The following is a 23697-nucleotide window of genomic DNA, read 5'->3' on the forward strand; positions in this document are numbered from 1 at the left end:
CCCTTCGAAACGGCCACCCACGGGTGGCCGTTTCCCTGTTCCCCGCCGCCCGCCAGGCCTGCGTGGCTCTGCCCGCGGCGTCCCATCAAACGCTTGCAAGCAAGAGGAAACCCCCATGAAAGCACCCGTTCGTGTTGCCGTGACCGGCGCCGCCGGCCAGATCGGTTATGCCCTGCTGTTCCGCATCGCCTCCGGCGAAATGCTGGGCAAGGACCAGCCGGTCATCCTGCAGCTGCTGGAACTGCCGGTCGACAAGGCCCAGGCCGCCCTGAAGGGCGTGATGATGGAGCTGGAAGACTGCGCCTTCCCGCTGCTGGCCGGCATGGTCGGCACCGATGATGCCGAAGTCGCGTTCAAGGATGCCGACATCGCCCTGCTGGTCGGCGCACGTCCGCGTGGCCCGGGCATGGAGCGCAAGGACCTGCTGCTGGAAAACGCCAAGATCTTCACCGCCCAGGGCGCGGCGCTGAACAAGGTCGCCAGCCGTGACGTGAAGGTGCTGGTGGTCGGCAACCCGGCCAACACCAATGCCTACATCGCCATGAAGTCGGCCCCGGACCTGAAGCCGGAAAACTTCACCGCCATGCTGCGCCTGGACCACAACCGCGCGCTGAGCCAGCTGTCGACCAAGCTCGGCAAGCCGGTCGGTGGCATGGAGAAGCTGGTCGTGTGGGGCAACCACAGCCCGACCATGTACCCGGACTACCGTTTCGCCACCGCCGATGGCGCGTCGATCGCCGATGCGATCAACGACCAGGAATGGAACGCCAACACCTTCATCCCGACCGTGGGCAAGCGCGGCGCGGCGATCATCGAAGCCCGTGGCTCGTCCTCGGCCGCTTCGGCCGCCAACGCTGCCATCGACCACGTGCGTGACTGGGTGCTGGGCAGCAACGGCAAGTGGGTCACCATGGGCGTGCCGTCCGACGGTTCCTACGGCATTCCGGAAGGCGTGATCTTCGGCTTCGCAGTGACCACCGAGAACGGCAAGTACACCCTGGTGAAGGATCTGCCGATCGACGACTTCAGCCAGAAGTACATCGACAAGACCCTGGCCGAGCTGGAAGAAGAGCGCGCCGGCGTTGCCCACCTGCTGGGCTGATGCAGGCGGTACCGGCTCGAGCCGGTACCTCTTTCATCGAGGTGGGTGTCGACCGCTGGTCGGTACATTCCCATCGAGGTAGGTACCGACCGTTGGTCGGTACATTTCCATCAAGGTAGGTACCGACCGTTGGTCGGTACGCAGAACGGGGAAGCTTCGGCTTCCCCGTTTCTGTTTGGACGGATACGGAGCCGCATGATCCACCTGCATTACATCGACGACGCGCTGCTGGTGGCCGAGAAGCCGGCCGGCCTGCTGTCCGTGCCCGGCCGCGGCGCCGAGAACCAGGATTGCGTGGTCGCGCGCCTGCAGGCGCTGTACCCGGATGCGTTGACTGTGCACCGCCTGGACCAGGTGACCTCCGGCCTGCTGCTGCATGCGCGCGGCAAGGACATGCAGGTGGCGTTGTCGATGCAGTTCGAGCAGCGCCAGGTCGGCAAGCGTTATGAAGCGATCGTGGAGGGGCTGCTTGAAGGCGATGCCGGCGATGTGGACCTGCCACTGATCGTGGACTGGCCAAACCGGCCGAAGCAGATGATCGATCACGAACGCGGCAAGCCGGCGCTGACGCGCTGGCGCGTAATGGCGCGTGATGCCGAAGCGCAGCGCACGCGCGTGGCGCTGGAGCCGGTTACTGGCCGCAGCCATCAACTGCGCCTGCACATGGCCAGTCTCGGCCATCCCATCGTTGGCGATGTGCTGTATGACGCCGCGCCTGCGCAGCGCGTGCATCTGCATGCGCGCAGCCTGCGGTTTACCCACCCGGTGACGGGCGAGGCGCTCGCGTTCGAGTCCGCCACTCCGTTCTAGGGGTTCGGCAGGGCTTGCAGCCCTGCACCTGCTACGAACCGGAGCAACGTCAAAGGCCAAGGCGGCTCTGGTCTTCTGCTTGCTGGGCGGGCGGTGTGGGTTGGCAGGACACGCCGTAACCCCCCCTCCGGGGTCCGGCCGAACCGCTGGCGGCTGTGCGTTCGGGCGCTTGCAAAGCAGTGCTTCGCAAGCAAAGCGCCCTCACCCAAGGGGGCTCGATGGCGCCATCCATGGCGCCAACGGTCCTGCCAACCCACACCGCCCCACCCCCGACAGATTCCTGCGGCGGTTGGTAACGGCTGTCGCTGTTGGTGTTGGTAGGTGTCGACCTTGGTCGACACGGTTTTTCTGTCAGATATCGAATTGAATATTGAATCTGGGGATCCGACCCCGTGCTCCGACAGATCGCGGAAGTCTGTCGAAGGCGGGGTGGGTCCGGTTGCGGGGGCGTGAGCCGCATGGATGCGGCGACCGAGCCTCCATGGACGGATTCACGGTGTCCCCCGCAACCGGGCCCACCTCGCCATCCCACGGGAAACCCGCTGTTGCTTCAGCTGTTGCTTCTGAGGTTGCCGGCCAGCGGCCGGCACTACCGCGGGTGCAGGGCGCAGCCCTGCATGAAAACCCCACCCCCTACCAAGGTAGGGCGGCCCGCGCGGCAGCGCCGGACTATCCTCGAACCCATGACTTTGTCTGGGAGGGCTGCGTCATGAACTACGAGGAAACCTACCGTCGCTCGATCGACGAGCCGGAGGCCTTCTGGGGCGAGGAAGCCAAGCGCATCCATTGGCACAAACCGCCGCAGCAGGTACTCGACTACAGCAACCCGCCGTTCCGGCGCTGGTTTGTCGGCGGTGAAACCAATCTCTGCTACAACGCCGTCGACCGCCATCTGGCCGAGCGCGCCGACCAGCTCGCGCTGGTTGCCATTTCCACCGAGACCAACAGCACCCGCGAGATCACCTATCGCCAGCTGTATCGCGAAGTGAACGACTTCGCCGCCGTGCTCAAGCATCTTGGCGTGGGTCACGGTGACCGCGTGGTGATCTACATGCCGAACATGGCCGAAGCCGTGTTCGCGATGCTGGCCTGCGCGCGCATCGGTGCGGTGCATTCGGTGGTGTTCGGTGGCTTCGCCGCGCACAACCTGGCGCTGCGCATCGACGATGCCAAGCCGAAGCTGCTGATCGCCGCCGATGCCGGCATGCGCGGTGGCAAGCTGATTCCGTACAAGCCGATGGTCGATGCAGCCTGCGCCGAAGCCACGTCGCCACCGCCGCACGTGCTGATCGTGTCGCGCGGACTGGATGCCGCCGAACCACGCGTGCCGGGCCGCGATGTGGAGTACGCCGCGCTGCGTGCGCAGATCGGTGAGGTCGACGTGCCGGTGCAGTGGCTGGAATCGAGCGAGCCGAGCTACCTGTTGTATACCTCGGGCACCACCGGCAAGCCGAAGGGCGTGCAGCGCGATGTCGGCGGCTACGCGGTGGCGATGGCACAGTCGATGGAAACCGTGTTCGACTGCAGGCCGGGGCAGGTGATGTTCTCCACTTCCGATGTCGGCTGGGCGGTAGGCCATTCCTACAATGTGTACGGCCCGCTGATCGGCGGCTGCACCTCGCTGCTGTACGAAGGGCTGCCGACCAACCCGGACCCGGGCATCTGGTGGGCGCTGTGCGAGCAGTACAACGTGCGCACGATGTTCTCGTCCCCCACTGCCATCCGCGTGCTGAAGAAGCACGATGCGGACTTCATCCATCGCCACGACCTGCGCGCGCTGAAATACCTGTTCCTGGCCGGCGAGCCGCTGGACGAACCGACCGCGCACTGGATCAGCGAAGCGCTCGGCAAGCCGATCATCGACAACTACTGGCAGACCGAGACCGGCTGGCCGGCGCTGACCCTGCTGCCGGGCCTGGAGATGAAGCCGGTGCGCTTCGGTTCGCCGGGCTTGCCCAACCTCGGCTACCGGATGAAGGTGATCGACGAGAACACCGGCGAGGAAGTCGCACCGGGGCAGAAGGGGGTGCTGGTGGTGTCGCCACCGTTGCCGCCGGGCTGCATGAGCACGGTGTGGAACGACGACAACCGTTTCCTGCAGAGCTACTTCAGCCACTTCAAGGAACTGCTGTACAGCTCGCTGGACTGGGCGATCCGCGACGACGATGGCTACACCTTCATCCTCGGCCGTACCGATGATGTGATCAACGTGGCCGGGCACCGGCTGGGCACGCGCGAGATCGAAGAGGCCATTTCGAGCCACCCGCGCGTGGCCGAGGCTGCCGTGATCGGGGTCAAGGACGAATTGAAGGGGCAGGTGCCGCTGGTGTTCGTCACCCTCAAGCAGGGCCTGGATGGCGAGGATCCGGCGCAAGTGGTGGCCGAGATGATGGCCACGGTGACCACCTCGCTCGGCGCAGTGGCCCGCCCGGCGCACGTGCACGTGGTCAACGCGCTGCCCAAGACCCGTTCGGGCAAGCTGCTGCGGCGCTCGTTGCAGGCGCTGGCCGAGCAGCGCGACCCGGGTGACCTGTCGACGCTGGACGACCCCGGCGCGCTGGAGGAGATCCGCCGGGCGCTGGGCCGTTGATCCGGTCGTGCCGGCCACTGGCCGGCACCCCCATCCACCCCGAGGTTGCCGGCCAGCGGCCGGCACTACCCGCAGTACTTGCGCTAAGCTCGGCCTGTCATCGACCTGCAATACGCGGCTCGCGCCGGGGAACGCGCGTGCCGTCCGGAGATGGCAACACAGGGGAGCGTGCCCGCGAGGGCGCGCCGGCATTGCGCATCGAGCGAGGGGGAGGCAATGGCATTGCTGCACGCCAAGACGGCTGCTGGCCGTCAGGAAATCGAAGACCGTAGCCGGCGCCTGCCGGCGGCACTGCGTTCGATCCTGCTGATGGTCGATGGCCATCGCAACGACACCGAACTGCGTGGCCTGTTCGAAGGCCTGCGGGCACCACCGGACGCGCTGGAGCAATTGTCAGCACAGGGCCTGATCGAAGTGATCGGCGGAAGCGCAGAGGTGGCGCCGGCGCGCGGCATCAGCACCGGGCGCGAACAGGACCCGGCGCTGTACCAGCAGTTGTACGACGCGATGAGCGAGGCGGTGCGCCGCCACCTGGGCCTGAAGGGCTACTTCATGCAGTTGAAGATCGAACGCTGCACCGATGCGCTGGCGCTGGAGCGCTTGTGCCCGGAGTTGCTGGCGGCGGTGGGCAAGGCGCGCAGCCCGGCATTGGCGCAGCGCTGGTGGCAGGAAACCCAGGCGGCGGTGCTGAACGCTGACAGTGAGGTCGTGCAGGCCTGAGCCACCGCGTAAAGTGATCGGTTCACTTCCCTACAAGGAGTCCCGCGTGCAGGACGACCACGACGACACCGACACCCCAGGCTGGGACGCGATCAATGCGGCGCTGGCGCCGCTGTATGCCGGCCAGGAGCCGCGTCACTTCGGCACCGCGCTTCCGTACACGCTCGGTGGCCAGGATCCACTGGATGGCATCAGCGTGTACTGGGCGGATGCGCCGGTACCGCACTGGCATTACATCACCTACGGCTTCTCCGAGCTGTACGCCAAGGAGAGCAGTGATGCAGATGCCAGCGGTTATGGCTTCGAGCTGACCTTCCGTCTGGCTGCCGAGGCCGGTGAGAACGCCGGCAGCACCCCGCCGGTGTGGCCGATGAACCTGCTGCAGAACCTGGCGCGCTACGTGTTCGGCAGTGGCAACGTGTTCGAGGATGGCCATCACCTCAACGCCAACGGTCCGATCGCGCTGGAGACCGGCACGCGGCTGTGCCATCTGGCCTTCATTGCGGACCCGCAGTTGCCGGCGCGGGACACGGCCAACGGCCATCTGCAGTTCCTGCAGCTGGTCGGATTGACCGATGAGGAGATGGAGGCGGTCAAGCGCTGGTCGACGCGTGGCGTGCTGCAGGCGCTGCTGCCGGCAATGCCGCTGTGGATCAGCGATCTGCATCGCGGCAATCTGCTGGACGATCCGGCGCTGGCACAGCGGGTGCGGGCCGGCAGCGAACGCGAGGGTTCCAGCACCGGCATGCTGTTCATCGAGACCCTGGACTGGCGGCAGGAGGCGGGCGTCACCACGCTGGTGCTCGGCGCCGGTCAGGTCGCCAGCGTGTGCGAACTGTTGCCGCTGCGCCTGCGCCACGGCAAATCGCTGGAACTGGCCAGCCGCGAGCGGCAGTGGGAGTTCATCGCGCATGGGGGCGGTGAAGCGGCGGACGTATCCGCCGACAGCGCGCGCTGGTCACTGGACGAGGCGGGCCTGCAGGCCCTGGCACGGGTGCGCGCCGAGCGCGGGGTTTACCCGGTGGCGGGGGCGCTGCGCATCGAAGTGGTGCCGACCTACCTGCGCGATGCCAAGGGGGAAGTGATCCGCCAGATCGGCTGATCGCGCGAATGATATCGAGGGGTCGGAGCCGCCTGCTTCGCAGGCGGATCCGACCCCGTCTGGTGGCCGGTGGGGTCAGATCCGTCCGCCACGCGAACGGCTCTGACCCCTGACCAAGGTCAGGCCAGGCCTTCGGCCTTCAGCGCGGCCTGCACGCCGGCATCGGCATCCATGCGTGCCTTGTAGGCGGCCAGATTGTCCAGGCCCGACAGGTCGACCTTGGTGCCGGCGGCCCAGCGCAGGGTGATGTAGAAGTACGGGTCGGCGAAGCTGCGGAAGCCGGCCAGCCAGGGCTTGTCGGCCAGCTGCCTGTCGGCGGTCTCGAACAGGCCACGCAGGCGCTTGTGCGCGGCGGCGCGGATCGCGTCGTACTGGCCTTCGTCGGCAATGAACTTGCCCGGCGCGAACAGCGGCGAGAAGGCCGGGTGCACGTCGGAATTGACGAACGCCAGCCAGCGGGTGGCTTCGGCGCGCTGGCGCGGGCTGCCGTCACCGCCGAGGCCGGCCTGCGGGAAGCTGTCGGCGATATAGCCCATGATCGCGGCGTTCTGCAGCAGCACGAAGTCGCCGTCGACCAGCGCGGGCACCGCACCGGCCGGATTGATCTTGAGGAATTCCGGACCCTTCAGGGTGTCCTTGTTCAGCAGTTCAACCTCGAACGGCTGGCCGGTCCACTGCAGGGCGATGTGGTCGGCGGTGGAACAGGCACCGGGCTTGCTGTACAGCTTCATGGGAACTCCAGGTGATGCGGGCGGGAAACGCCCACTATCCCAGAGCCTGCCGGCAGGCGGCAACGCTGCCGCCGGCACGGATCGTTACGACTGCCGCGGCTTGAGGTTCTGCACCTTATAGAAGGTGTGATCGCCGATGGTGGCCACCTGGTAGGCATTGCGCCAGTTCGGGCTGGCGATGGACAGCGCGGCGAAGTGGCTGGCACCGGGCACGATCTCGCGGCGCTCGCCGGCCGGCAGCGCCCAGTTGCGCTCGGCGTCGAAGGCCACGTTCATTGCCTCGCTCCAGGCCGCGTCGTTGCCCAACTGGGTGCCGGGGGAGACGATGGTCGGTGCGAACTGCTTGCGCGCGGTGACCACCTGGCACATCGAGTCGCCCCACAGGCCACTGTCGAGACGGCGCAGTGCGACCTCGGCGACGGCCTGCTGGCCGCGCAGGGTCTGGTCGCGGGCTTCCAGGTAAACGGTGGTGCTCAAACACAGTGAATCAGCGGCCGGCTGCGGCAACAACTGCGACAGCCAGAGAATCCAGGCCAGTTTCATATAACTCCTTGCTCCGTATGGGTCGCACTTTCCGGTTCCGGCCGCGGGGGCGACAGGAGGCGGGGTACGACTTGGCGTCATGGGGAGGCGGCCATCGGGGCCGCCCCGTGGGCAGCCCCAAAAGAAACGACCAGTACCGATCGTGGGGGGCTGCGCCGGCTCACCGGAAACTGGCTGGTGACCGGAAAGATGGCGCAAGGTAGGGGGGCGTAGCCGAACGCATCGTGAACCGCTCGGCTTGACATTCAGGTTCAATGAGGGTGACGGAAATCACATTCCGCCCCCCATTCAGGCGCTCATCAGAGCGCGGCGGCAACCCGGCTGCCCTGGTCGATGGCGCGCTTGGCGTCGAGTTCTGCGGCCACGTCGGCACCACCGATCAGCTGCGCGTTGACGCCGGCCGCCTGCAGTTCGGCCTGCAGCGTGCGGTTCGGTTCCTGCCCGGCGCAGATCACCACATGGTCGACCGGCAGCAGCTGTTCGCTGCCGTCCACGCGGATGCGCAGGCCCTCGTCGTCCACCCCGAGGTACTCGACGCCACCGAGCATGCGCACGCCCTTGGCCTTCAGCGTGGCGCGATGGATCCAGCCGGTGGTCTTGCCCAGGCGCGCGCCGGGCTTGCCCGGGCTGCGCTGCAGCAGCCACAGCCGGCGCGGCGAGGTCTCAACCTCCGGCCTGGCCAGTGAGCCGCGGGCCTCGAAGGTGCTGTCCACGCCCCATTCGGCCATCCAGCGCTGCGGGTCGAGGGAGGGGGACTCGCCGGCGTGGCTGAGGAATTCGCCGACATCGAAGCCGATGCCGCCGGCGCCGATGATCGCCGCACTGGCGCCCACTTCGACCCGGCCCAGCAGCACGTCCAGGTAGCTGACCACCCTGGCGTGATCGGCACCGGGGAAATCGACCTTGCGCGGGGTGATGCCGGTGGCCAGCACCACCTCGTCGAAGCCGGTCAGCTGGGCGGCATCGGCGCGAGTGCCGAGGCGCAGCTGCACACCGGTTTCGGCCAGTTTGTGGCGGAAGTAGCGCAGGGTCTCGTGGAACTCTTCCTTGCCGGGGATGCGCTTGGCCACGTTGAACTGGCCGCCGATCTCATCATTGGCGTCGAACAGGGTGACCTCGTGGCCACGCTGGGCAGCGACGGTGGCACAGGCCAGGCCGGCGGGGCCGGCACCGACCACCGCAACCTTCTTCGGCGCAGCGGTGGGGCGATAGACCAGCTCGGTCTCGTGCGCGGCGCGCGGATTGACCAGGCAGCTGGCCAGCTTGTTCTCGAACACGTGGTCCAGGCAGGCCTGGTTGCAGGCGATGCAGGTGTTGATCGCCTCGGCGCGGCCGGCACGGGCCTTGTTCGGCCACTGCGGGTCGGCCAGCAGCGGGCGCGCCAGCGACACCATGTCGGCGCCGCCATTGGCGAGGATGCGCTCGGCGACGTCGGGCATGTTGATGCGGTTGGTCGCCACCAGCGGCACCTTCACATGCGGCTTGAGCTTGGCGGTGACCCCGGCGAAGGCAGCACGCGGCACCGAGGTGGCGATGGTCGGAATGCGCGCTTCGTGCCAGCCGATGCCGGAATTGATGATCGTTGCGCCGGCCGCCTCGATGGCCTGCGCCTGCTGCACGATTTCTTCCCAGCTGCTGCCGTCGTCGACCAGATCCACCAGCGACAGGCGATAGATGATGATGAAGTCCGGGCCGCAGGCCTCGCGGATGCGGCGTACGATCTCGACCGCGAAGCGCATGCGTTGGCGCGCGTCGCCGCCCCAGGCATCGGTGCGCTTGTTGGTGCGCGGGGCGATGAATTCGTTGATGAGGTAGCCCTCCGAACCCATCACTTCCACGCCGTCGTAGCCGGCCTCGCGGGCCAGCTTGGCGCTGCGTGCGTAATCGGCGATATGCCGGTCGACGCCGCTGGCCGACAACGCGCGCGGGGTGAACGGGTTGATCGGTGCCTTCAGCTTCGACGGTGCCACCGACAACGGGTGATAGGCGTAACGGCCTGCATGCAGCAGCTGCAGGCAGATCTTCGCGCCGTGCTGGTGCGCGGCGGCGGTGAGCTGGCGGTGCGGCCGCACTTCCCAGGGCCAGGACAGCTTGCCGCCGAACGGCTTCAGCCAGCCGACCACATTCGGTGCGAAGCCGCCGGTGACGATCAGGCCGACGCCGCCCTCGGCGCGCTCGGCGAAGTAGGCCGCCAGCCGCGGGAAGTCGCGGGCGCGATCCTCCAGGCCGGTGTGCATCGAGCCCATCAATACGCGGTTGCGCAGTTGGGTGAAGCCCAGGTCCAGCGGGGCGAACAGATGGGGATAGGCGCTTTCGTTGGCTGGCGACATGGTCGATACGCTTGCGTACGGAAGCGCGAAGCGTGCCGCGAAACGGCGGCCGGGGCAAGGGCCGCTGGCCGGGTACGCTCGGCACATGCGTGCTGTCGCTCCCGCGTTTCGCTGCGCGAATCGCGGGCCCCACTTACCGGCCTCCACCCCCCGCGCCTGCGGCGCTGCCCCCGAACTCCGGGGGCGGTAGTGCCGGCCGCTGGCCGGCATTCGGGGCAGCTCAGGGTGATTGCGGCTGCCGGGCAGCGGCGGGTACGACCGGGGGGCGGCCGATCCCGAACCAGCCCAGCGTGACGCCGCACAGCGGGCCGATCAGCAGGGCGAAGGCGAGGGTGCCGAGGCCGACATTGCCGCCCAGCCACCAGCCCAGCAGCAATACGCTGCCTTCGATCAGGCTGCGCACCTTCCAGATCGGCCAACCGGTGCGGGCATGCAGGCCAGTCATCAAGCCATCGCGCGGTCCCGGGCCGAGGCGGGCGCCGATGTACAGGCCGGTGGCCAGCGCGACCAGCAGCATGCCTGCACAGAACATCGCCAGCTGCCAGCCCACGCCGATGGCCGGTGGCAGCAGCCACAACCCGAACTGTGCGGAGGGACCGATCAGCATCACGTTGAGCACCGTGCCGACGCCCGGCTTCTGGCGCAGTGGCCACCACAGCAACAGCACCAGTGCGCCGATGACATTGGTCGCCAGCCCGAAGGACAGCGGCGTCTGTGCGGCGATGCCCTGCGACAGCACGTCCCAGGGCGCCACGCCGATGGCGGCACGGATCATCAGCGAGGCACCGAAGCCATACAGGAACAGGCCGGTGATCAGTTGCAGCAGGCGCAGGGGCAGGGCGGTAGGCATGGTGGGCTCGGGGGAGAGGATATCTGTTTCCACCGTATCCCTGATTTCCTTGAGGCCATAGATACAGATCCCAGCCAATCCGCTGGTACAGGCAGCGCCGATCCTGCATGCGGGCGGTTGTGCAGGGCCGCGCCCGTGCTCTGCTGGTGGCGGCAGGCGTAGCAGCCTGGCGTGGGCTCGGCCTACATCACGGCGTCAGTCGTCCCAGCCCACCAGCGCCAGCTTGCCCACCGTGTGCCCGCTGGCCAGGCGCTGATGCGCGATGTCCAGGTTGGCCGCATTGATCGTGCCCAGCGTTTCACTGAGCGTGCCACGCAGCTGGCCGGCATCGATCATGCTGGCGGCGCGGCTGAGGATGCGATGCTGTTCGATGCAGTCGGCGGTGGCGAAGCGCGAGCGCGCGAACATGAACTCCCAGTGGATACCGATGCATTTGGCCTTGTACGGATCGCCGATGCGCAGTGCGCCACGCGGCTCCACGATCAGGCCGACATGGCCCTGTGGTGCCAGCAGCTGGCCCAGTTCGTCCCAGTAGTGATCGGTGTCGGCCAGGTTGAGCGCCACCTGCACTGCGTCGATGCCCAGTGCCTGCAGCTGGGGCTGCAGCGGCTGCCGATGGTCGATCACATGCGTGGCCCCCATCTGCCGGCACCAGTCGATCGAAGCCTCGCGCGAGGCGGTGGCGATCACCTCGAAGCCGGCATGGCGGGCCAGCTGGATCGCCATCGAGCCCACGCCTCCCGCACCGCCGATCACCAGCAGGTGCTGGCCGCCATGGCGGCGATCATCCAGATGCAGCGGCATGCGCTGGAACAACAGCTCCCAGGCGGTCAGCGTGGTCAGGGGTAGTGCGGCGGCTTCGGCGAAATCGAGCGTGGTCGGCTTGCGGGCGACCAGGCGCTCGTCCACCCACTGGTACTGGGCGTTGCAGCCCGGCCGGGTAACGTCACCGGCGAAGTAGACCTCGTCACCAGAGGCGAACAGGCTGGCCTCGTCACCGATGGCTTCGACCACACCGGCGGCGTCCCAGCCGAGCACCCGGGGAACCTCAAGGGTGGCCGGATCGGTAGCGGCCCGCTGCTTGCCATCGACGGGGTTGACCGATACCGCTTCGATCCGCACCAGCAGATCGCGGCCGCGAGGAGGCAGCGGCGGCGGCAGCAGGACATCACGCAGGGCAGGTGCGTATTCACGACTCAGGGCGACGGCTTTCATCACGGCTCCGGCTGGGTTCGTGATCCCATCATAAGGTTCCTCACGTTTCCGCAAACCTGCTGAACCGTGCGATGCAATGTGCTGCGCAGTATGTCGGTTTTCGCGCTTAAACCCCGTCAAACCCTTGCAGCGTGTGGGTCTTGCGGATTTTCATCATCCTGTATAGGGTTTCAACGTCGGACCGGTCGACGGTCGGGCGCAACACTTCACATGTTACGGGACTGTTAACATGGCCTTCACCCGCCTGAGCATAATGTTCGCGGCGGTGGCGTGCTGAATCGGCTGTCGTACATCGACGCACTAGTGCTGGCCCATGCCTCTACCGGTTTCATACCCCCGAAATAGGAGCTGTACTCAATGAACAAGAAGATCCTTACTGCCGCGCTGCTGGGCGGCCTGGCTTTCGCCCAGGCAGCTTCGGCGCAGGAGTTCGATGACCGCTGGTACCTGACCGGTTCGGCCGGCTTCAACTTCCAGGACAGCGACCGTCTGACCAATGACGCTCCGTTCGTGACCCTGGGCCTGGGTAAGTTCATCAGCCCGAACTGGTCGCTGGACGGTGAACTGAACTACCAGAACCCGAACTTCGACAGCAACCAGGACCTGAACTGGTCGCAGTACGGCGTCTCGCTGGACCTGCGTCGCCACTTCATCAAGGAAGGCCGCGGCTGGAACCCGTACATCGTCGGTGGCCTGGGCTACCAGAAGTCGGAAGAAGAGTACGCTGCAATCGACAACAACGGTCCGCGCCAGCGTAAGGACGGCAACGTTGCCGCCAAGCTGGGCGTCGGCCTGCAGACCACCTTCGAGAAGCGTGTTGCTGTCCGCGCCGAAGTGGCCTACCGCGCTGACTTCGACGACCAGAGCATCGCCGCCAAGGACGAGAGCTGGTTCGGCGACGTGCTGGCTTCGGTCGGCGTCGTGATCCCGCTGGGCCCGGCTCCGGTCGCGGCTGCTCCGGCTCCGGCTCCGGTTGCCCCGAGCTGCGCCGACCTGGATGACGACGGTGACGGCGTCAACAACTGCGACGACAAGTGCCCGAACTCGCAGCCGGGTCAGACCATCGGTCCGGACGGTTGCCCGGTTCCGGTCTCCATCGACCTGAAGGGCGTCAACTTCGACTTCGACAAGTCGAACCTGCGTCCGGACGCCGTGGCGATCCTGAGCGAAGCCACCGAGATCCTGAAGCGTTACCCGGATCTGCGCGTTGAAGTTGCCGGTCACACCGACTCGAAGGGTACCGACGCTTACAACCAGAAGCTGTCGGAGCGTCGCGCCACCGCCGTGTACAACTACCTGACCAAGAACGGCGTCGACGCCGGTCGCCTGGTCGGCCCGATCGGCTACGGCGAGAGCCGTCCGATTGCTCCGAACACCAACCCGGATGGTTCGGACAACCCGGAAGGTCGCGCCAAGAACCGTCGTACCGAGCTGAACGTCCAGAACTAAGTTCTGACGCTCTGCCAGTAGGACACAGCAGGACCCGGCTTCGGCCGGGTCTTGTTGTTTCTGCGGTCCGGAACCCGGCGTTTCAGGCGCGGGAGTAACCGTTCGTCGGGATTTTGCCCATAAAACCAATGAGTTGCCGTATTCATTGAAAGTGGCGCTTGAAAGCTGTCGCGGCATTGCTAAACTCGCCGCGTCACTTCCTTTCCTGGATGCCCTTCATGCTGCGCTCTGCATCGGCCGCCTTCCTGGCGCTGGCCCTGGTTCCCGCCGCCCACGCTGCGGTCGATTGCTCGGTCAACACCAGCGCCTCGCCGCTGCCGTTGCCGGCCACGACCATCGCGCCGGTGGCCGACGAGCTCTACATCCGTGGCAACCAGCTGGGCATGCCGGCCGGCGTGCTGAGCAGCAACTACGATCCGTCGCAGTCGCTGGACCAGGTGCTGCAGCGCCTGCGCATTGATGGGTGCCAGAACATCGCCAAGGCCATTCCGAGCGCACCGGCGGTGAAGCCGAACGATCCGGCGGCCTACAAGCCGCAGACCGAATTCGACAACACGCCCTGGCGCTTCGACATGAGCCAGAACGGCAAGCGCATGACCGCCGAAGAGTTCGACGCCTGGATGAAGGCGCGTGGCGTGCGTGTGGTCAAGGCGCGTCCGGCTCCGGCCGCCACTCCGGCTGCGGCCGAAGCACCGGCTGAGACCAAGCCGGTCGACAAGAAGTAAGCGCGGCGGGGAGCAGAGGCTTGCGCACGCGCCGCCCACCTGCTGCCCCCGCTGCCCGCTCCCACGCACCGCGTGGGCGTGCGGTTCCGGATGTCTCCAATGGCGTGCGCCATGGCCTGGCGCGCGTGCTGTCCAAGGCCGGCGTGTGCTCACGCAGCGAGGCCGCGCGCTGGATTGCCGAGGGCCGCGTGCGCGTGTCCGGCCGCATCATCCGTGATCCCGAGTTCCCGATTGCCAGTCCGCACCCGCTGATCGAAGTCGATGGCCGGCCGATGGATGCGCCGCAGCGCCTGTACCTGGTGCTCAACAAGCCGCGCGGCGTGGTGACCACGGCGCAGGACGAGCGTGGTCGCGACACGGTGTATCGCTGCTTCGATGGTGCCGGCCTGCCGTGGATCGCGCCGGTCGGGCGCCTGGACAAGGCCAGCGAAGGACTGTTGTTGTTCAGCAACGATCCGCAGTGGGCGGCGCGCCTGACCGATCCGGAGACCGGCCCGCAGAAGACCTATCACGTGCAGGTGGATCGTCTTCCCGATGAGGACACCCTGGCCGCGCTGCGCGCCGGTGTCGAGGACGAGGGCGAGTTCCTCGTCGCCCAGGCCGTGCGCGTACTGCGCAGTGGCGACAAGACCGCATGGCTGGAGGTGGTCCTCGACGAGGGACGCAACCGCCATATCCGCCGCCTGTTGGCGGCCTTCGACCTGCAGGTACTGCGCCTGGTCCGGGTCGCGATCGGTGGGCTGCTGCTCGGCGATCTCGGCAAGGGGCAATGGCGGGTGCTGGAGGTCAGCGACCAGCAGCGGCTGGGGGCCGCTGCACCGGGCTGATCATCGCCCGCGGCCGGCAGTCGCCGGCCACCGTTCCAGGCGTAGGGGGCGCCTGGTTGCTGAATTTCCCGAACGGAGCCTGCCCATGTACCACCCGACCCTCAACCAAACCCTGCGCTGCGCAGGCCTGCTGCTGCCGATGGTGCTGCTGGCCGCCTGTGGCGGCCACAAGAAGGTGGCCAAGGCGGAAACGCCTGCCGAGACCCCGGTGGTGGAAGTGAAGACCCCGGAGCTGGATGGTCGCGGCAGTTACCGCTTCCTGATGAGCAACGGCGACAAGAAGATGACCGCCGATGAGTTCGATGCCTGGATGAAGGCCAACGGCATCCGCGTTGCCAAGGGCAACGGCCAGGACGCCGCCGCCAAGCCGGTAGTGGTGGCCAGCAAGGAAGAGCCGAAGGGCAAGAAGAAAAAGAAGTGACGCCTGGCGGTGCCGACCCTGGCCGGCACGCCCTCAGGCCACGGCGGGTGCCGACCGTGGTCGGCAGCCATCCAGCCCGGTAGGTGCCGACCTTGGTCGGCACGCTTTGACCAGCGGGGTCAGGGCCTTTTCCGCAGGAAAGGGATCCGACCCCGGCATGATCAGCCCTTGACCACGCCCAGTTCGACACCAATGCGGGTGAACGCATCGATCGCGCGATCCAGGTGCTCGCGGCTGTGCGCGGCGCTGATCTGGGTCCGGATGCGGGCCTGGCCCTTGGGCACCACCGGGAAGAAGAAGCCGATCGCGTAGATGCCTTCTTCCAGCAGGCGCTCGGCGAATTTCTGCGCCAACGGTGCGTCATACAGCATTACCGGGCTGATCGGATGCACGCCCGGCTTCACGTCGAAACCGGCGGCGGTCATCTTCTCGCGGAAGTAGGCGGTGTTCTCGGCCAGCGTGCTGCGAAGGTCGTCAGCGGCAGCCAGCATTTCGAACGCCTTGATGCCGGCGGCCACCACATGCGGCGGCAGCGAGTTGGAGAACAGGTACGGGCGCGAGCGCTGGCGCAGCAGTTCGATCACCTCGGCGCTGGCGCAGGTGAAGCCGCCCAGCGCGCCGCCCATGGCCTTGCCCAGAGTGCCGGTGATGATGTCGATCTTCTCCAGCACGCCCTTGACCTCGGCCGAACCACGGCCGGTAGCGCCAAGGAAGCCGGTGGCGTGGCATTCGTCGATGTGTACCAGCGCGTTGTACTTCTTCGCCAGCGCGGTGATCTCGTCCAGCGGCGCGATGAAGCCGTCCATCGAGAATACGCCATCGGTGGTGATCAGCTTGGTCTTGCAGCCTGCGGCATCGGCGGCCTGCAGCTGCGCTTCCAGATCGGCCATGTCGCAGTTGGCGTATCGGAAGCGCTTGGCCTTGCACAGGCGCACGCCGTCGATGATCGAAGCATGGTTCAGCGCGTCGGAAATGATCGCGTCGTTCTCGCCGAGCAGCGGCTCGAACAGGCCACCGTTGGCATCGAAGCAGGCCGCGTACAGGATGGTGTCCTGCTTGCCGAAGAAATCGGCGATCTGCTTCTCCAGCTGCTTGTGCAGGTCCTGGGTGCCGCAGATGAAGCGCACCGAGGCCATGCCGAAGCCGTGGGTATCCAGTGCGTCCTTGGCGGCCTGGATCAGGTCCGGATGGTCGGCCAGGCCCAGGTAGTTGTTGGCACAGAAGTTCAGCACCTTGCGGCCGTCGTCGAGGGTGATTTCGGCCGATTGCGGGCTGGTGATGATCCGCTCGGACTTGAACAGGCCCTGGGCGCGGATGGCGTCCAGTTCCTCGGCGTAGTGGCGGGTCAGGGCGGAGGAGACGTCGGTCATGGCGTGGGCACGGCTCTGAACGGGGAAACCGCTGATTCTACCGGGCATCGCCGGTCATCAACCGGGCTGGATGGGGCATCGCCATGGGCAGCGCATGTTGCATCGCAATAGCAAAGTGGTTAAGAATTCGTGAACCGGAGCTGTCGCGCTCCGGCCGCTCCCGCCTTCCACGCCACGCCACCGCCCCCACCGGAGACGCTCATGAAGCACGCCCGTGCCTGCCTCGCCATTGCCGCTGCCCTGACCCTGGCCGCCCCGTTCGCCGCCAGCGCGCAGGAGAACGAATCGCCGTACAGCTGGAATGTCACCGCCGTTTCCGACTACCTGTTCCGTGGCGTGTCGCAGACCGACGAGAAGCCGACCCTGCAGGCGGGCTTCACCTACACCTCGCCGGTGGGCCTGTATGCCGGTGTCTGGGGTTCGGGCGTGGACTTCGGTCCGGGCGATCCGAACACCGAGATCGACTACCAGATCGGCTACGGCGTGGACGTCACTTCGCGCGTCAACTTCGACGTGCTGCTGAACCGCTACACCTACCTCGGTGCCAGCCACCAGAACTACAACGAGCTGGTGACCACCACCACGCTTGACGACACCTACAAGCTGACCGTGGCCTACACCAACGACCAGTGGAACAGCGGCACCGATGGCTGGTACTACGGCTTGGGCGGCAGCTGGGGCCTGCCGAAGGACTTCACGCTGAATGCCAACGTCGGTCGCAGCACCTTCGAGGACGGCATCGCCAAGGACTATACCGACTGGAACGTCGGCGTCAGCCGCCAGTTCGGCCTGTTCAACGTCGGCCTGGGCTACTACGGCACCGACGGCAATGGACGCGAGAACTCGGGCAAGCTGGCCCACAGCCGGGTGCTGCTGACCGTGGCCGTGGGCAAGTAACGCCGCAGGCGTTACGGGTAGTGCCGGCCGCTGGCCGGCAACACCAAAGAAAAAGGCGCCCATCGGGCGCCTTTTTCAGTTCCGCGGTGTTCTTGATCCCATCTGGGGAAGAGCCCCCTTGTTGTTCAAGGGGGCGCGCCAAAGGCGCGGGGATAAGGAAACATGCGGGGGAATTGACCCTTCGGGTCAATTCCAGCTGAGCACGACCTTGCCGGCCTTGCCTTCTTCCATCAGGTCGAAGCCCTTCTGGAAGTCGTCGATCGGCAGCTGGTGGGTCATCACCTTGCCGAGCGGGAAGCCGGACAGCACCAGCTGGGTCATCTTGTACCAGGTCTCGTACATCTTGCGGCCGTAGATGCCCTGCACGGTCAGGCCCTTGAAGATGATCTTGTCCCAGTCGCAGCCGGCGCCCTTGGGCATGATGCCGAGCATGGCGATCTTGCCGCCGTGGTACATGCAGTCGAGCATGTCGTTGAACGCACGCGGGTTGCCGCTCATTTCCAGGCCCACGTCGAAGCCCTCCATGTGCAGCTCCTTCATCACGTCCTTCAGCGACTGGTTGGCGACGTTGACCACGCGGGTGGCGCCCATGTCGGCGGCCAGCTTCAGGCGGAAGTCGTTGACGTCGGTCACCACCACGTTGCGCGCACCGATGTGCTTGCAGATGCCGGCGGCGATGATGCCGATCGGACCGGCGCCGGTGATCAGCACGTCTTCGCCGATCACGTCGAATTCCAGCGCGCAGTGTGCGGCATTGCCGTACGGGTCGAAGAACGCGGCCAGTTCCGACGGGATCTGGTCCGGAATCGGCCACAGGTTGCTGGCCGGCATCACCATGTATTCGGCGAAGGCGCCGTTGACGTTGACGCCGATGCCGACGGTGTTCGGGCACAGGTGCGGGCGGCCGCCACGGCAGTTGCGGCAATGGCCACAGACGATGTGACCTTCGGCCGAGACGCGCTGGCCGATCTCATAGCCGGTCACCGCCGAGCCGAGCGCGGCAATGCGGCCGACGAACTCATGGCCGATGGTCAGGCCCGGCTTGATGGTGCGCTGGCTCCACTCGTCCCACAGGTAGATGTGCAGGTCGGTGCCGCAGATCGCGGTCTTTTCCAGCTTGATCAGGACCTCGTTCGGGCCCGGGGTCGGAACCGGAACTTCTTCCAGCCAGATGCCCTTGGCCGCTTCGCGCTTGACCAGGGCCTTCATCGTTTGCTGCGCCATCGGGGTGGAACTCATCAGGGGGAAAGCGCGGATTATAGGGTGCCGCGCGGATTTCCCATGTTGCGCTGCGGGTGCAATGGCGGAACGAAAGGCGTGCGCCGACGGGCGTTTCGAACGTGCTGCAAACAGCAGCGCCTCCTTGATTCCTGGGGAGGGGGCGTGGTCACCCTGGCCGGGACACGCAAAAGCCCATCCATGGTGCTCGACGGCGCCTTGCTCGTGCGCGCTATCCTGCGCACACGGCAAGACCGGGGTTGGGCGTCCTGCCCAACCCGCCAGTCGCATGCGCCCGGCCCATGGCGCCAACGGTCCCGGCCAGGGTGACCACGCCCCCTCTGGACGATTCCATGTGCGCGGCCGATGTGCGCATGGCAGAGCAAGAAGTAGGCCCATGACTTCCGGGGTTCGGGCCGGGGCAGGGCGGCGGGCTACAATCGAGGGTTCCACTACCAGGGGCTGCTCCATGCGCTCGAACCTGCTTGCATTCTCCATCGTCGCCAGCCTCGGGCTGGCCCAGGTCGCCCATGCCGCTGAAGGCATGTGGGTGCCGCAGCAGCTGCCGGAAATCGCCGGTCCGTTGCAGAAGGCCGGCCTGAAGCTGTCCCCGGAGCAGCTGTCCAACCTCACCGGCGACCCGATGGGCGCGGTCGTCGCCCTCGGCGGCTGCACCGCCAGCTTCGTGTCGCCGCAGGGCCTGGTGGTCACCAACCACCACTGCGCCTACGGTGCGATCCAGCTGAATTCGACCGCCGAGAAGAACCTGATCAAGGACGGCTTCAACGCGCCGAAGCACAGCGATGAACTGAGCGCCGGCCCGAACGCCCGCGTCTACGTGCTCGACCAGATCACCGACGTCACCGCCCAGGCCAAGGCCGCCATTGCCGCCGCCGGCAACGACCCGCTGGCCCGCAGCCGTGCGCTGGACGCCTTCGACAAGGCCCAGGTCGCCGCGTGTGAAGCCGAGGACGGCTTCCGCTGCCGCCTGTACACCTTCTCCGGCGGCAACACCTACCGACTGTTCCGCAACATGGAAATCAAGGACGTGCGCCTGGTCTACGCGCCCCCGGGCAGCGTCGGCAAGTACGGCGGCGACGTCGACAACTGGATGTGGCCGCGCCACACCGGCGACTTCTCGTTCTACCGCGCCTACGTCGGCAAGGACGGCAAGCCGGCCGCATTCTCGGCCGACAACGTGCCGTACCAGCCCAAGCACTTCCTGAAGTTCACCGACCAGCCGCTGGGCGCCGGTGACTTCGTGATGGTGGCAGGCTATCCGGGCCGCACCAACCGCTACGCGCTGGCCGGTGAGTTCAACGAAACCGCCAGCTGGACCTACCCGACCATCGCCAGGCACTACAACGCAGTGTTGAAGATGATCGATGAGGCGGGCAAGGCCGACGCCGACGTCAAGGTGAAGTACGCCGCCACCGCGGCCAGCATGAACAACATGGCCAAGAACTACGCCGGCCAGCTGGAAGGCTTCAAGCGCATCGACGCTGCTGGCCAGAAGCAGGCTGAAGAAGCCGCCGTGCTGGCCTGGCTGAAGAAGCAGGGCGCCGCCGGCAAGCCGGCCCTGGCAGCGCACGCGCAGCTGGTCAGGCACCTGGATACCAGCAAGGCGACCCGCGAGCGCGATCTGTTCGTCGGCCAGTTCAACAACACCTCGGCGGTCAACGCCGCCATCGGCCTGTACCGCCTGTCGATCGAACGCACCAAGCCGGACGCCGAGCGCGAGGTCGGCTACCAGCAGCGCGACCTGCCGACCCTGGAAGGCGGCCTGAAGCAGATGGATCGCCGCTATGTGGCGAAGATGGACCAGCAGCTGCAGACCTACTGGCTGGACCAGTACGTCGCCCTGCCGGCCGCGCAGCGCAACAACGACGTGCTGAACACCTGGCTGGGCGGCAGCGATGCCAACGCGGTCAAGGCGCTGGTGAGCAAGCTGTCGGGCACTGAGCTGGGCAGCCTGGATACACGCCTGAAGTGGTTCAAGGCCGACCGCGCCGCGTTCGAAGCCAGCACCGATCCGGCCATCCAGTACGCGGTGGCGATCATGCCGTCGCTGCTGAAGCAGGAAGAGCAGAAGAAGATCCGCGAAGGCGAGTCGCTGACCGCACGTCCGCTGTACCTGCAGGCACTGGCTGACTACAAGAAGAGCCAGGGCGAGTTCGTGTATCCGGATGCCAACCTGTCGCTGCGCATCACCTTCGGCAACGTGATGGGCTATGAGCCCAGGGACGGCGTGGCCTACACCCCGTTCACCACGCTGGAGGGCATCGTCGCCAAGGACACCGGCGTCGATCCGTTCGATGCGCCCAAGGCCCTGCTCGACGCGGTCAAGGCCAAGCGCTACGGCGGCCTGGAAGACAAGCGCGTGGGCTCGGTGCCGGTGAACTTCCTGTCCAACCTGGACATCACCGGTGGCAACTCGGGTTCGCCGGTGCTGGACGCCAACGGCAAGCTGGTCGGCCTGGCCTTCGACGGCAACTGGGAATCGGTCAGCTCCAACTGGGTGTTCGACCCGGTGATGACCCGCATGATCGCGGTCGACAGCCGCTACATGCAGTGGATCATGCAGGAAGTGGCGCCGGCGCCGGCGCTGCTGAAGGAACTGAACCTGGCGAAATAAACCCGTTGCGGTAGTGCCGGCCGCTGGCCGGCAACCCCGACCAGATAGCCGGAGTTTCCAAAACCCCGCGATCCACGTCGCGGGGTTTTTTCATGCCCGGCACGGCCCGGTGCGCCGAACGGGTATCATCCCTGTTCCGCGCACTTCACAGGATGTGAACGAAACGCGGAACCTCCTCCCCCCAGGACCCCTTGCACGCATGCGCATCCTGCTTGCCCGCCACGGCGAAACGCCGTGGAACGCCGAAGGCCGCTACCAGGGCCAGATCGACATCCCGCTTTCGCCGATCGGTGAAGCCCAGGCCCAGGCCCTGGGCGCCCGCTTGGCCTCGGTGGACATCACCCGTGCCGTCGCCTCGCCGCTGTCACGCGCGCAGCGCACCGCGCAGCTGGCACTCGGTGCCGCCCGTGCCGACATGTTGCTGACCGAGCCGGAGCTGCAGGAAATCGCCCACGGCGAGTGGGAAGGCCTGCTGGCCAGCGAAATCAACGAAAAGGACCCGTCGCGCCTGAAGGCGTGGCGCGAGGAGCCGGACACCGTGCTGATGCCCGGCGGTGAATCGCTGCGCCTGGTGCTGGAGCGCAGTTGGCGCGGCCTGGCCCGCGCCACCGAAGGCCTCGGCGAGCACGACACCCTGCTGGTGGTCGCCCATGACGCGGTCAACCGCGTGATCCTGTGCAAGGTGCTGGGCCTGCCGATCTCCCGCCTGTGGACCTTCCGCCAGGCGCCGACCACGCTCAACCTGCTCGAAGGCGCCGACCTGGACAGCCTGGAAGTGGTGCGCCTGAACGACTGTGCCCACCACACGCCGTTCTTCGGCGAAGCCAAGCACCGCGCACTCTGATCCATCCCCTCGCATCAACTGCTTCTGCTGGAACCGCTGCCGTGACGAACACCCCGACCACCCTGGCCGACTGGCTGGACTACATTGAACGCCAGCACCCGGCGACCATCGACATGGGCCTGGAGCGCGTGCGCGCCGTGGCTACGGCGATGGGCCTGGGGGCGCCGGCCCAGCGCACCATCGTGGTCGGTGGCACCAACGGCAAGGGCTCCACCGTGGCCTTCATCGAAGCCATCGCGCGTGCTGCCGGCTGGAAGGTCGGCGCGTACACCTCGCCGCACCTGCTGCGCTACAACGAGCGCGTGCGCATCGACGGCCACGATGTGGAGGATGCGGCGCTGGTCGCCGCCTTCAACACCATCGAGGCCGCGCGTGGCGATATCACGCTGACCTATTTCGAGTACGGCACGCTGGCCGCGCTGCAGCTGTTCGCCGACGCCGGGCTGGACCTGGCGGTGCTGGAAGTGGGCCTGGGCGGTCGCCTGGATGCGGTCAACATCGTCGACGCTGACGTGGCGGTGATCACCACCGTGGACATCGACCATGCCGAATGGCTGGGCGGGGACCGCGAAGCGATCGGCACCGAGAAGGCCGGCATCATCCGTGGCTGGAAGCCGGTGATCCTGGGCGAGACCGACCCGCCGTCGAGCGTGCTCGCACGTGCCTACCTGGTCGGCGCCAACGCGATCCGCGGCGGCAGCGATTATTTCTACGAACCAATCGATGCCCAGCGCTGGCGCTGGCGCGATGTCGGCCTGCGCATGGAACTGCCGACCCCGGCGCTGGCCGGCCCGATCCAGCTGGCCAACGCGGGTGCCGCCATCGCTGCGCTGCGCGCGCTGGACAAGCCGGTGCCGCGTGCGGCGTGGGCTGCTGGTGTCGCGGCGGCGCGCATCTCTGGCCGCCTGCAGGCGTTCGAGCGTGACGGCGTGCAGGTCCGTGTCGATGTCGGGCACAACCCGCAGGCGGCGGGCCAGCTGGCGCGCGCGCTGAAGGCCGAAGCGTCGGCCGGGCGCACCCTGGCGGTGTACGCCGCGCTGCAGGACAAGGACGCGGTGGGCGTTGTGCAGGCGCTGCAGGACGTGGTCGGCGAGTGGACCCTGGCCGGACTGGACGGCCCGCGCGGGCAGAGTGCTGCCCAGTTGCAGGCCCGCCTGGCCGGTACGGCGGCGGCCAAGGCCCAGCGCGCTGATACTGTCGAGCAGGCGCTGGCACAGGTACTGGCCCAGGCCGGGCGCGGTGACCGCGTACTGGTGTTCGGCTCCTTCCATACCGCCGCTGCCGCGCTGCAATGGTTGCAGGGCGCCGCCTGATCCGC

Annotated in this window: 20 protein-coding genes; 13 read left to right on the forward strand and 7 right to left on the reverse strand. The window is 66.9% G+C overall.

Annotated features, from left to right (window positions below; translation table 11 throughout):
- Positions 1 to 115: 115 nt before the first annotated feature.
- The 5 genes from AC5P98_RS00185 (at position 116) to AC5P98_RS00205 (ending at position 6324) form a co-directional block, all read left to right on the forward strand.
- The gene (locus AC5P98_RS00185; RefSeq protein WP_004153634.1) at positions 116 to 1102 is read left to right on the forward strand and encodes a malate dehydrogenase; all 987 of its coding nucleotides are present in this window, start codon (positions 116 to 118) and stop codon (positions 1100 to 1102) included.
- A 195-nt stretch (positions 1103 to 1297) separates the two neighbouring features.
- Positions 1298 to 1912 carry an RluA family pseudouridine synthase gene (locus AC5P98_RS00190; protein WP_032955877.1) on the forward strand — a complete coding sequence of 205 codons (615 nt, stop codon included), beginning with the start codon at positions 1298 to 1300 and terminating at the stop codon, positions 1910 to 1912.
- Between the two features lie 709 nt (positions 1913 to 2621).
- Positions 2622 to 4502 (forward strand): propionate--CoA ligase, encoded by a 1881-nt coding sequence (gene prpE, locus AC5P98_RS00195; protein WP_329856319.1) that lies wholly within the window; start codon positions 2622 to 2624, stop codon positions 4500 to 4502.
- A 216-nt stretch (positions 4503 to 4718) separates the two neighbouring features.
- Positions 4719 to 5222, forward strand: a complete 504-nt coding sequence (locus AC5P98_RS00200) for a hypothetical protein (protein ID WP_329856321.1) — start codon at positions 4719 to 4721, stop codon at positions 5220 to 5222.
- A 46-nt stretch (positions 5223 to 5268) separates the two neighbouring features.
- Positions 5269 to 6324, forward strand: coding sequence for a suppressor of fused domain protein (locus tag AC5P98_RS00205; protein WP_495229818.1), 1056 nt, complete (start codon positions 5269 to 5271; stop codon positions 6322 to 6324).
- 119 nt (positions 6325 to 6443) lie between these two features.
- Here the strand turns inward: AC5P98_RS00205 and AC5P98_RS00210 are convergent, their stop codons facing one another.
- From AC5P98_RS00210 to AC5P98_RS00230, 5 genes are all read right to left on the reverse strand, one after another.
- Positions 6444 to 7055, reverse strand: coding sequence for a glutathione S-transferase N-terminal domain-containing protein (locus tag AC5P98_RS00210; protein WP_014646068.1), 612 nt, complete (start codon positions 7053 to 7055; stop codon positions 6444 to 6446).
- 84 nt (positions 7056 to 7139) lie between these two features.
- Positions 7140 to 7598, reverse strand: coding sequence for a cell wall hydrolase (locus AC5P98_RS00215; RefSeq protein ID WP_004154513.1), 459 nt, complete (start codon positions 7596 to 7598; stop codon positions 7140 to 7142).
- A 299-nt stretch (positions 7599 to 7897) separates the two neighbouring features.
- Entirely contained in the window at positions 7898 to 9928 is a 2031-nt protein-coding gene (locus tag AC5P98_RS00220; protein ID WP_495229819.1) for an FAD-dependent oxidoreductase, read from the reverse strand.
- A gap of 220 nt (positions 9929 to 10148) precedes the next feature.
- Positions 10149 to 10778, reverse strand: coding sequence for a membrane protein YczE (yczE, locus tag AC5P98_RS00225; protein WP_014646070.1), 630 nt, complete (start codon positions 10776 to 10778; stop codon positions 10149 to 10151).
- A 195-nt stretch (positions 10779 to 10973) separates the two neighbouring features.
- Positions 10974 to 11993 carry a zinc-binding alcohol dehydrogenase family protein gene (locus AC5P98_RS00230; protein WP_032955885.1) on the reverse strand — a complete coding sequence of 340 codons (1020 nt, stop codon included), beginning with the start codon at positions 11991 to 11993 and terminating at the stop codon, positions 10974 to 10976.
- Positions 11994 to 12350: 357 nt separating this feature from the next.
- Here AC5P98_RS00230 and AC5P98_RS00235 point away from each other — a divergent pair, with 357 nt between their 5' ends.
- From AC5P98_RS00235 to AC5P98_RS00250, 4 genes are all read left to right on the forward strand, one after another.
- Positions 12351 to 13442: an OmpA family protein gene (locus tag AC5P98_RS00235; protein WP_014646072.1), complete on the forward strand. Its 1092-nt coding sequence runs from the start codon at positions 12351 to 12353 to the stop codon at positions 13440 to 13442.
- 218 nt (positions 13443 to 13660) lie between these two features.
- The gene (locus tag AC5P98_RS00240) at positions 13661 to 14167 is read left to right on the forward strand and encodes a hypothetical protein (protein ID WP_014646073.1); all 507 of its coding nucleotides are present in this window, start codon (positions 13661 to 13663) and stop codon (positions 14165 to 14167) included.
- Positions 14168 to 14187: 20 nt separating this feature from the next.
- Positions 14188 to 14994, forward strand: coding sequence for a pseudouridine synthase (locus tag AC5P98_RS00245; protein WP_306813994.1), 807 nt, complete (start codon positions 14188 to 14190; stop codon positions 14992 to 14994).
- Between the two features lie 85 nt (positions 14995 to 15079).
- Positions 15080 to 15415, forward strand: coding sequence for a hypothetical protein (locus AC5P98_RS00250; protein ID WP_005415439.1), 336 nt, complete (start codon positions 15080 to 15082; stop codon positions 15413 to 15415).
- A 161-nt stretch (positions 15416 to 15576) separates the two neighbouring features.
- Here AC5P98_RS00250 and kbl read toward each other — a convergent pair whose 3' ends face one another.
- A complete protein-coding gene (gene kbl / locus AC5P98_RS00255) occupies positions 15577 to 16785 on the reverse strand; it encodes a glycine C-acetyltransferase (protein WP_041863091.1) in 1209 nt (402 codons plus the stop codon).
- A 201-nt stretch (positions 16786 to 16986) separates the two neighbouring features.
- Between kbl and AC5P98_RS00260 the strand changes: the two genes are divergently transcribed.
- Complete coding sequence (locus AC5P98_RS00260) at positions 16987 to 17682, forward strand: TorF family putative porin (RefSeq protein ID WP_014646076.1); 696 nt, start codon at positions 16987 to 16989, stop codon at positions 17680 to 17682.
- Positions 17683 to 17868: 186 nt separating this feature from the next.
- On the opposite strand, the gene tdh is transcribed toward AC5P98_RS00260, so the two are convergent.
- Positions 17869 to 18891, reverse strand: coding sequence for an L-threonine 3-dehydrogenase (gene tdh, locus AC5P98_RS00265; protein ID WP_049404249.1), 1023 nt, complete (start codon positions 18889 to 18891; stop codon positions 17869 to 17871).
- Positions 18892 to 19369: 478 nt separating this feature from the next.
- On the opposite strand from tdh, the gene AC5P98_RS00270 reads away from it, so the two are divergent.
- From AC5P98_RS00270 to folC, 3 genes are all read left to right on the forward strand, one after another.
- Positions 19370 to 21535 carry a S46 family peptidase gene (locus AC5P98_RS00270; RefSeq protein WP_495229820.1) on the forward strand — a complete coding sequence of 722 codons (2166 nt, stop codon included), beginning with the start codon at positions 19370 to 19372 and terminating at the stop codon, positions 21533 to 21535.
- Positions 21536 to 21734: 199 nt separating this feature from the next.
- Positions 21735 to 22379 carry a histidine phosphatase family protein gene (locus tag AC5P98_RS00275; RefSeq protein WP_014646078.1) on the forward strand — a complete coding sequence of 215 codons (645 nt, stop codon included), beginning with the start codon at positions 21735 to 21737 and terminating at the stop codon, positions 22377 to 22379.
- A gap of 41 nt (positions 22380 to 22420) precedes the next feature.
- Positions 22421 to 23692, forward strand: a complete 1272-nt coding sequence (folC, locus tag AC5P98_RS00280; protein ID WP_049407150.1) for a bifunctional tetrahydrofolate synthase/dihydrofolate synthase — start codon at positions 22421 to 22423, stop codon at positions 23690 to 23692.
- Positions 23693 to 23697: the final 5 nt, after the last annotated feature.

The organism is Stenotrophomonas sp. YJH_SMC_135, from assembly GCF_059372355.1.

What these genes read in the sequence shown, in the direction of transcription:
- AC5P98_RS00230 (WP_032955885.1), bottom strand. Translation starts at nt 11,993, where the DNA reads ATGAAAGCCGTCGCCCTGAGTCGTGAATACGCACCTGCCCTGCGTGAT.
- prpE (WP_329856319.1), top strand. Translation starts at nt 2,622, where the DNA reads ATGAACTACGAGGAAACCTACCGTCGCTCGATCGACGAGCCGGAGGCC.
- AC5P98_RS00185 (WP_004153634.1), top strand. Translation starts at nt 116, where the DNA reads ATGAAAGCACCCGTTCGTGTTGCCGTGACCGGCGCCGCCGGCCAGATC.
- AC5P98_RS00275 (WP_014646078.1), top strand. Translation starts at nt 21,735, where the DNA reads ATGCGCATCCTGCTTGCCCGCCACGGCGAAACGCCGTGGAACGCCGAA.
- AC5P98_RS00235 (WP_014646072.1), top strand. Translation starts at nt 12,351, where the DNA reads ATGAACAAGAAGATCCTTACTGCCGCGCTGCTGGGCGGCCTGGCTTTC.
- AC5P98_RS00270 (WP_495229820.1), top strand. Translation starts at nt 19,370, where the DNA reads ATGCGCTCGAACCTGCTTGCATTCTCCATCGTCGCCAGCCTCGGGCTG.
- AC5P98_RS00260 (WP_014646076.1), top strand. Translation starts at nt 16,987, where the DNA reads ATGAAGCACGCCCGTGCCTGCCTCGCCATTGCCGCTGCCCTGACCCTG.
- AC5P98_RS00200 (WP_329856321.1), top strand. Translation starts at nt 4,719, where the DNA reads ATGGCATTGCTGCACGCCAAGACGGCTGCTGGCCGTCAGGAAATCGAA.
- AC5P98_RS00220 (WP_495229819.1), bottom strand. Translation starts at nt 9,928, where the DNA reads ATGTCGCCAGCCAACGAAAGCGCCTATCCCCATCTGTTCGCCCCGCTG.
- kbl (WP_041863091.1), bottom strand. Translation starts at nt 16,785, where the DNA reads ATGACCGACGTCTCCTCCGCCCTGACCCGCCACTACGCCGAGGAACTG.
- AC5P98_RS00240 (WP_014646073.1), top strand. Translation starts at nt 13,661, where the DNA reads ATGCTGCGCTCTGCATCGGCCGCCTTCCTGGCGCTGGCCCTGGTTCCC.
- yczE (WP_014646070.1), bottom strand. Translation starts at nt 10,778, where the DNA reads ATGCCTACCGCCCTGCCCCTGCGCCTGCTGCAACTGATCACCGGCCTG.
- AC5P98_RS00210 (WP_014646068.1), bottom strand. Translation starts at nt 7,055, where the DNA reads ATGAAGCTGTACAGCAAGCCCGGTGCCTGTTCCACCGCCGACCACATC.
- AC5P98_RS00250 (WP_005415439.1), top strand. Translation starts at nt 15,080, where the DNA reads ATGTACCACCCGACCCTCAACCAAACCCTGCGCTGCGCAGGCCTGCTG.
- tdh (WP_049404249.1), bottom strand. Translation starts at nt 18,891, where the DNA reads ATGAAGGCCCTGGTCAAGCGCGAAGCGGCCAAGGGCATCTGGCTGGAA.
- AC5P98_RS00190 (WP_032955877.1), top strand. Translation starts at nt 1,298, where the DNA reads ATGATCCACCTGCATTACATCGACGACGCGCTGCTGGTGGCCGAGAAG.
- AC5P98_RS00215 (WP_004154513.1), bottom strand. Translation starts at nt 7,598, where the DNA reads ATGAAACTGGCCTGGATTCTCTGGCTGTCGCAGTTGTTGCCGCAGCCG.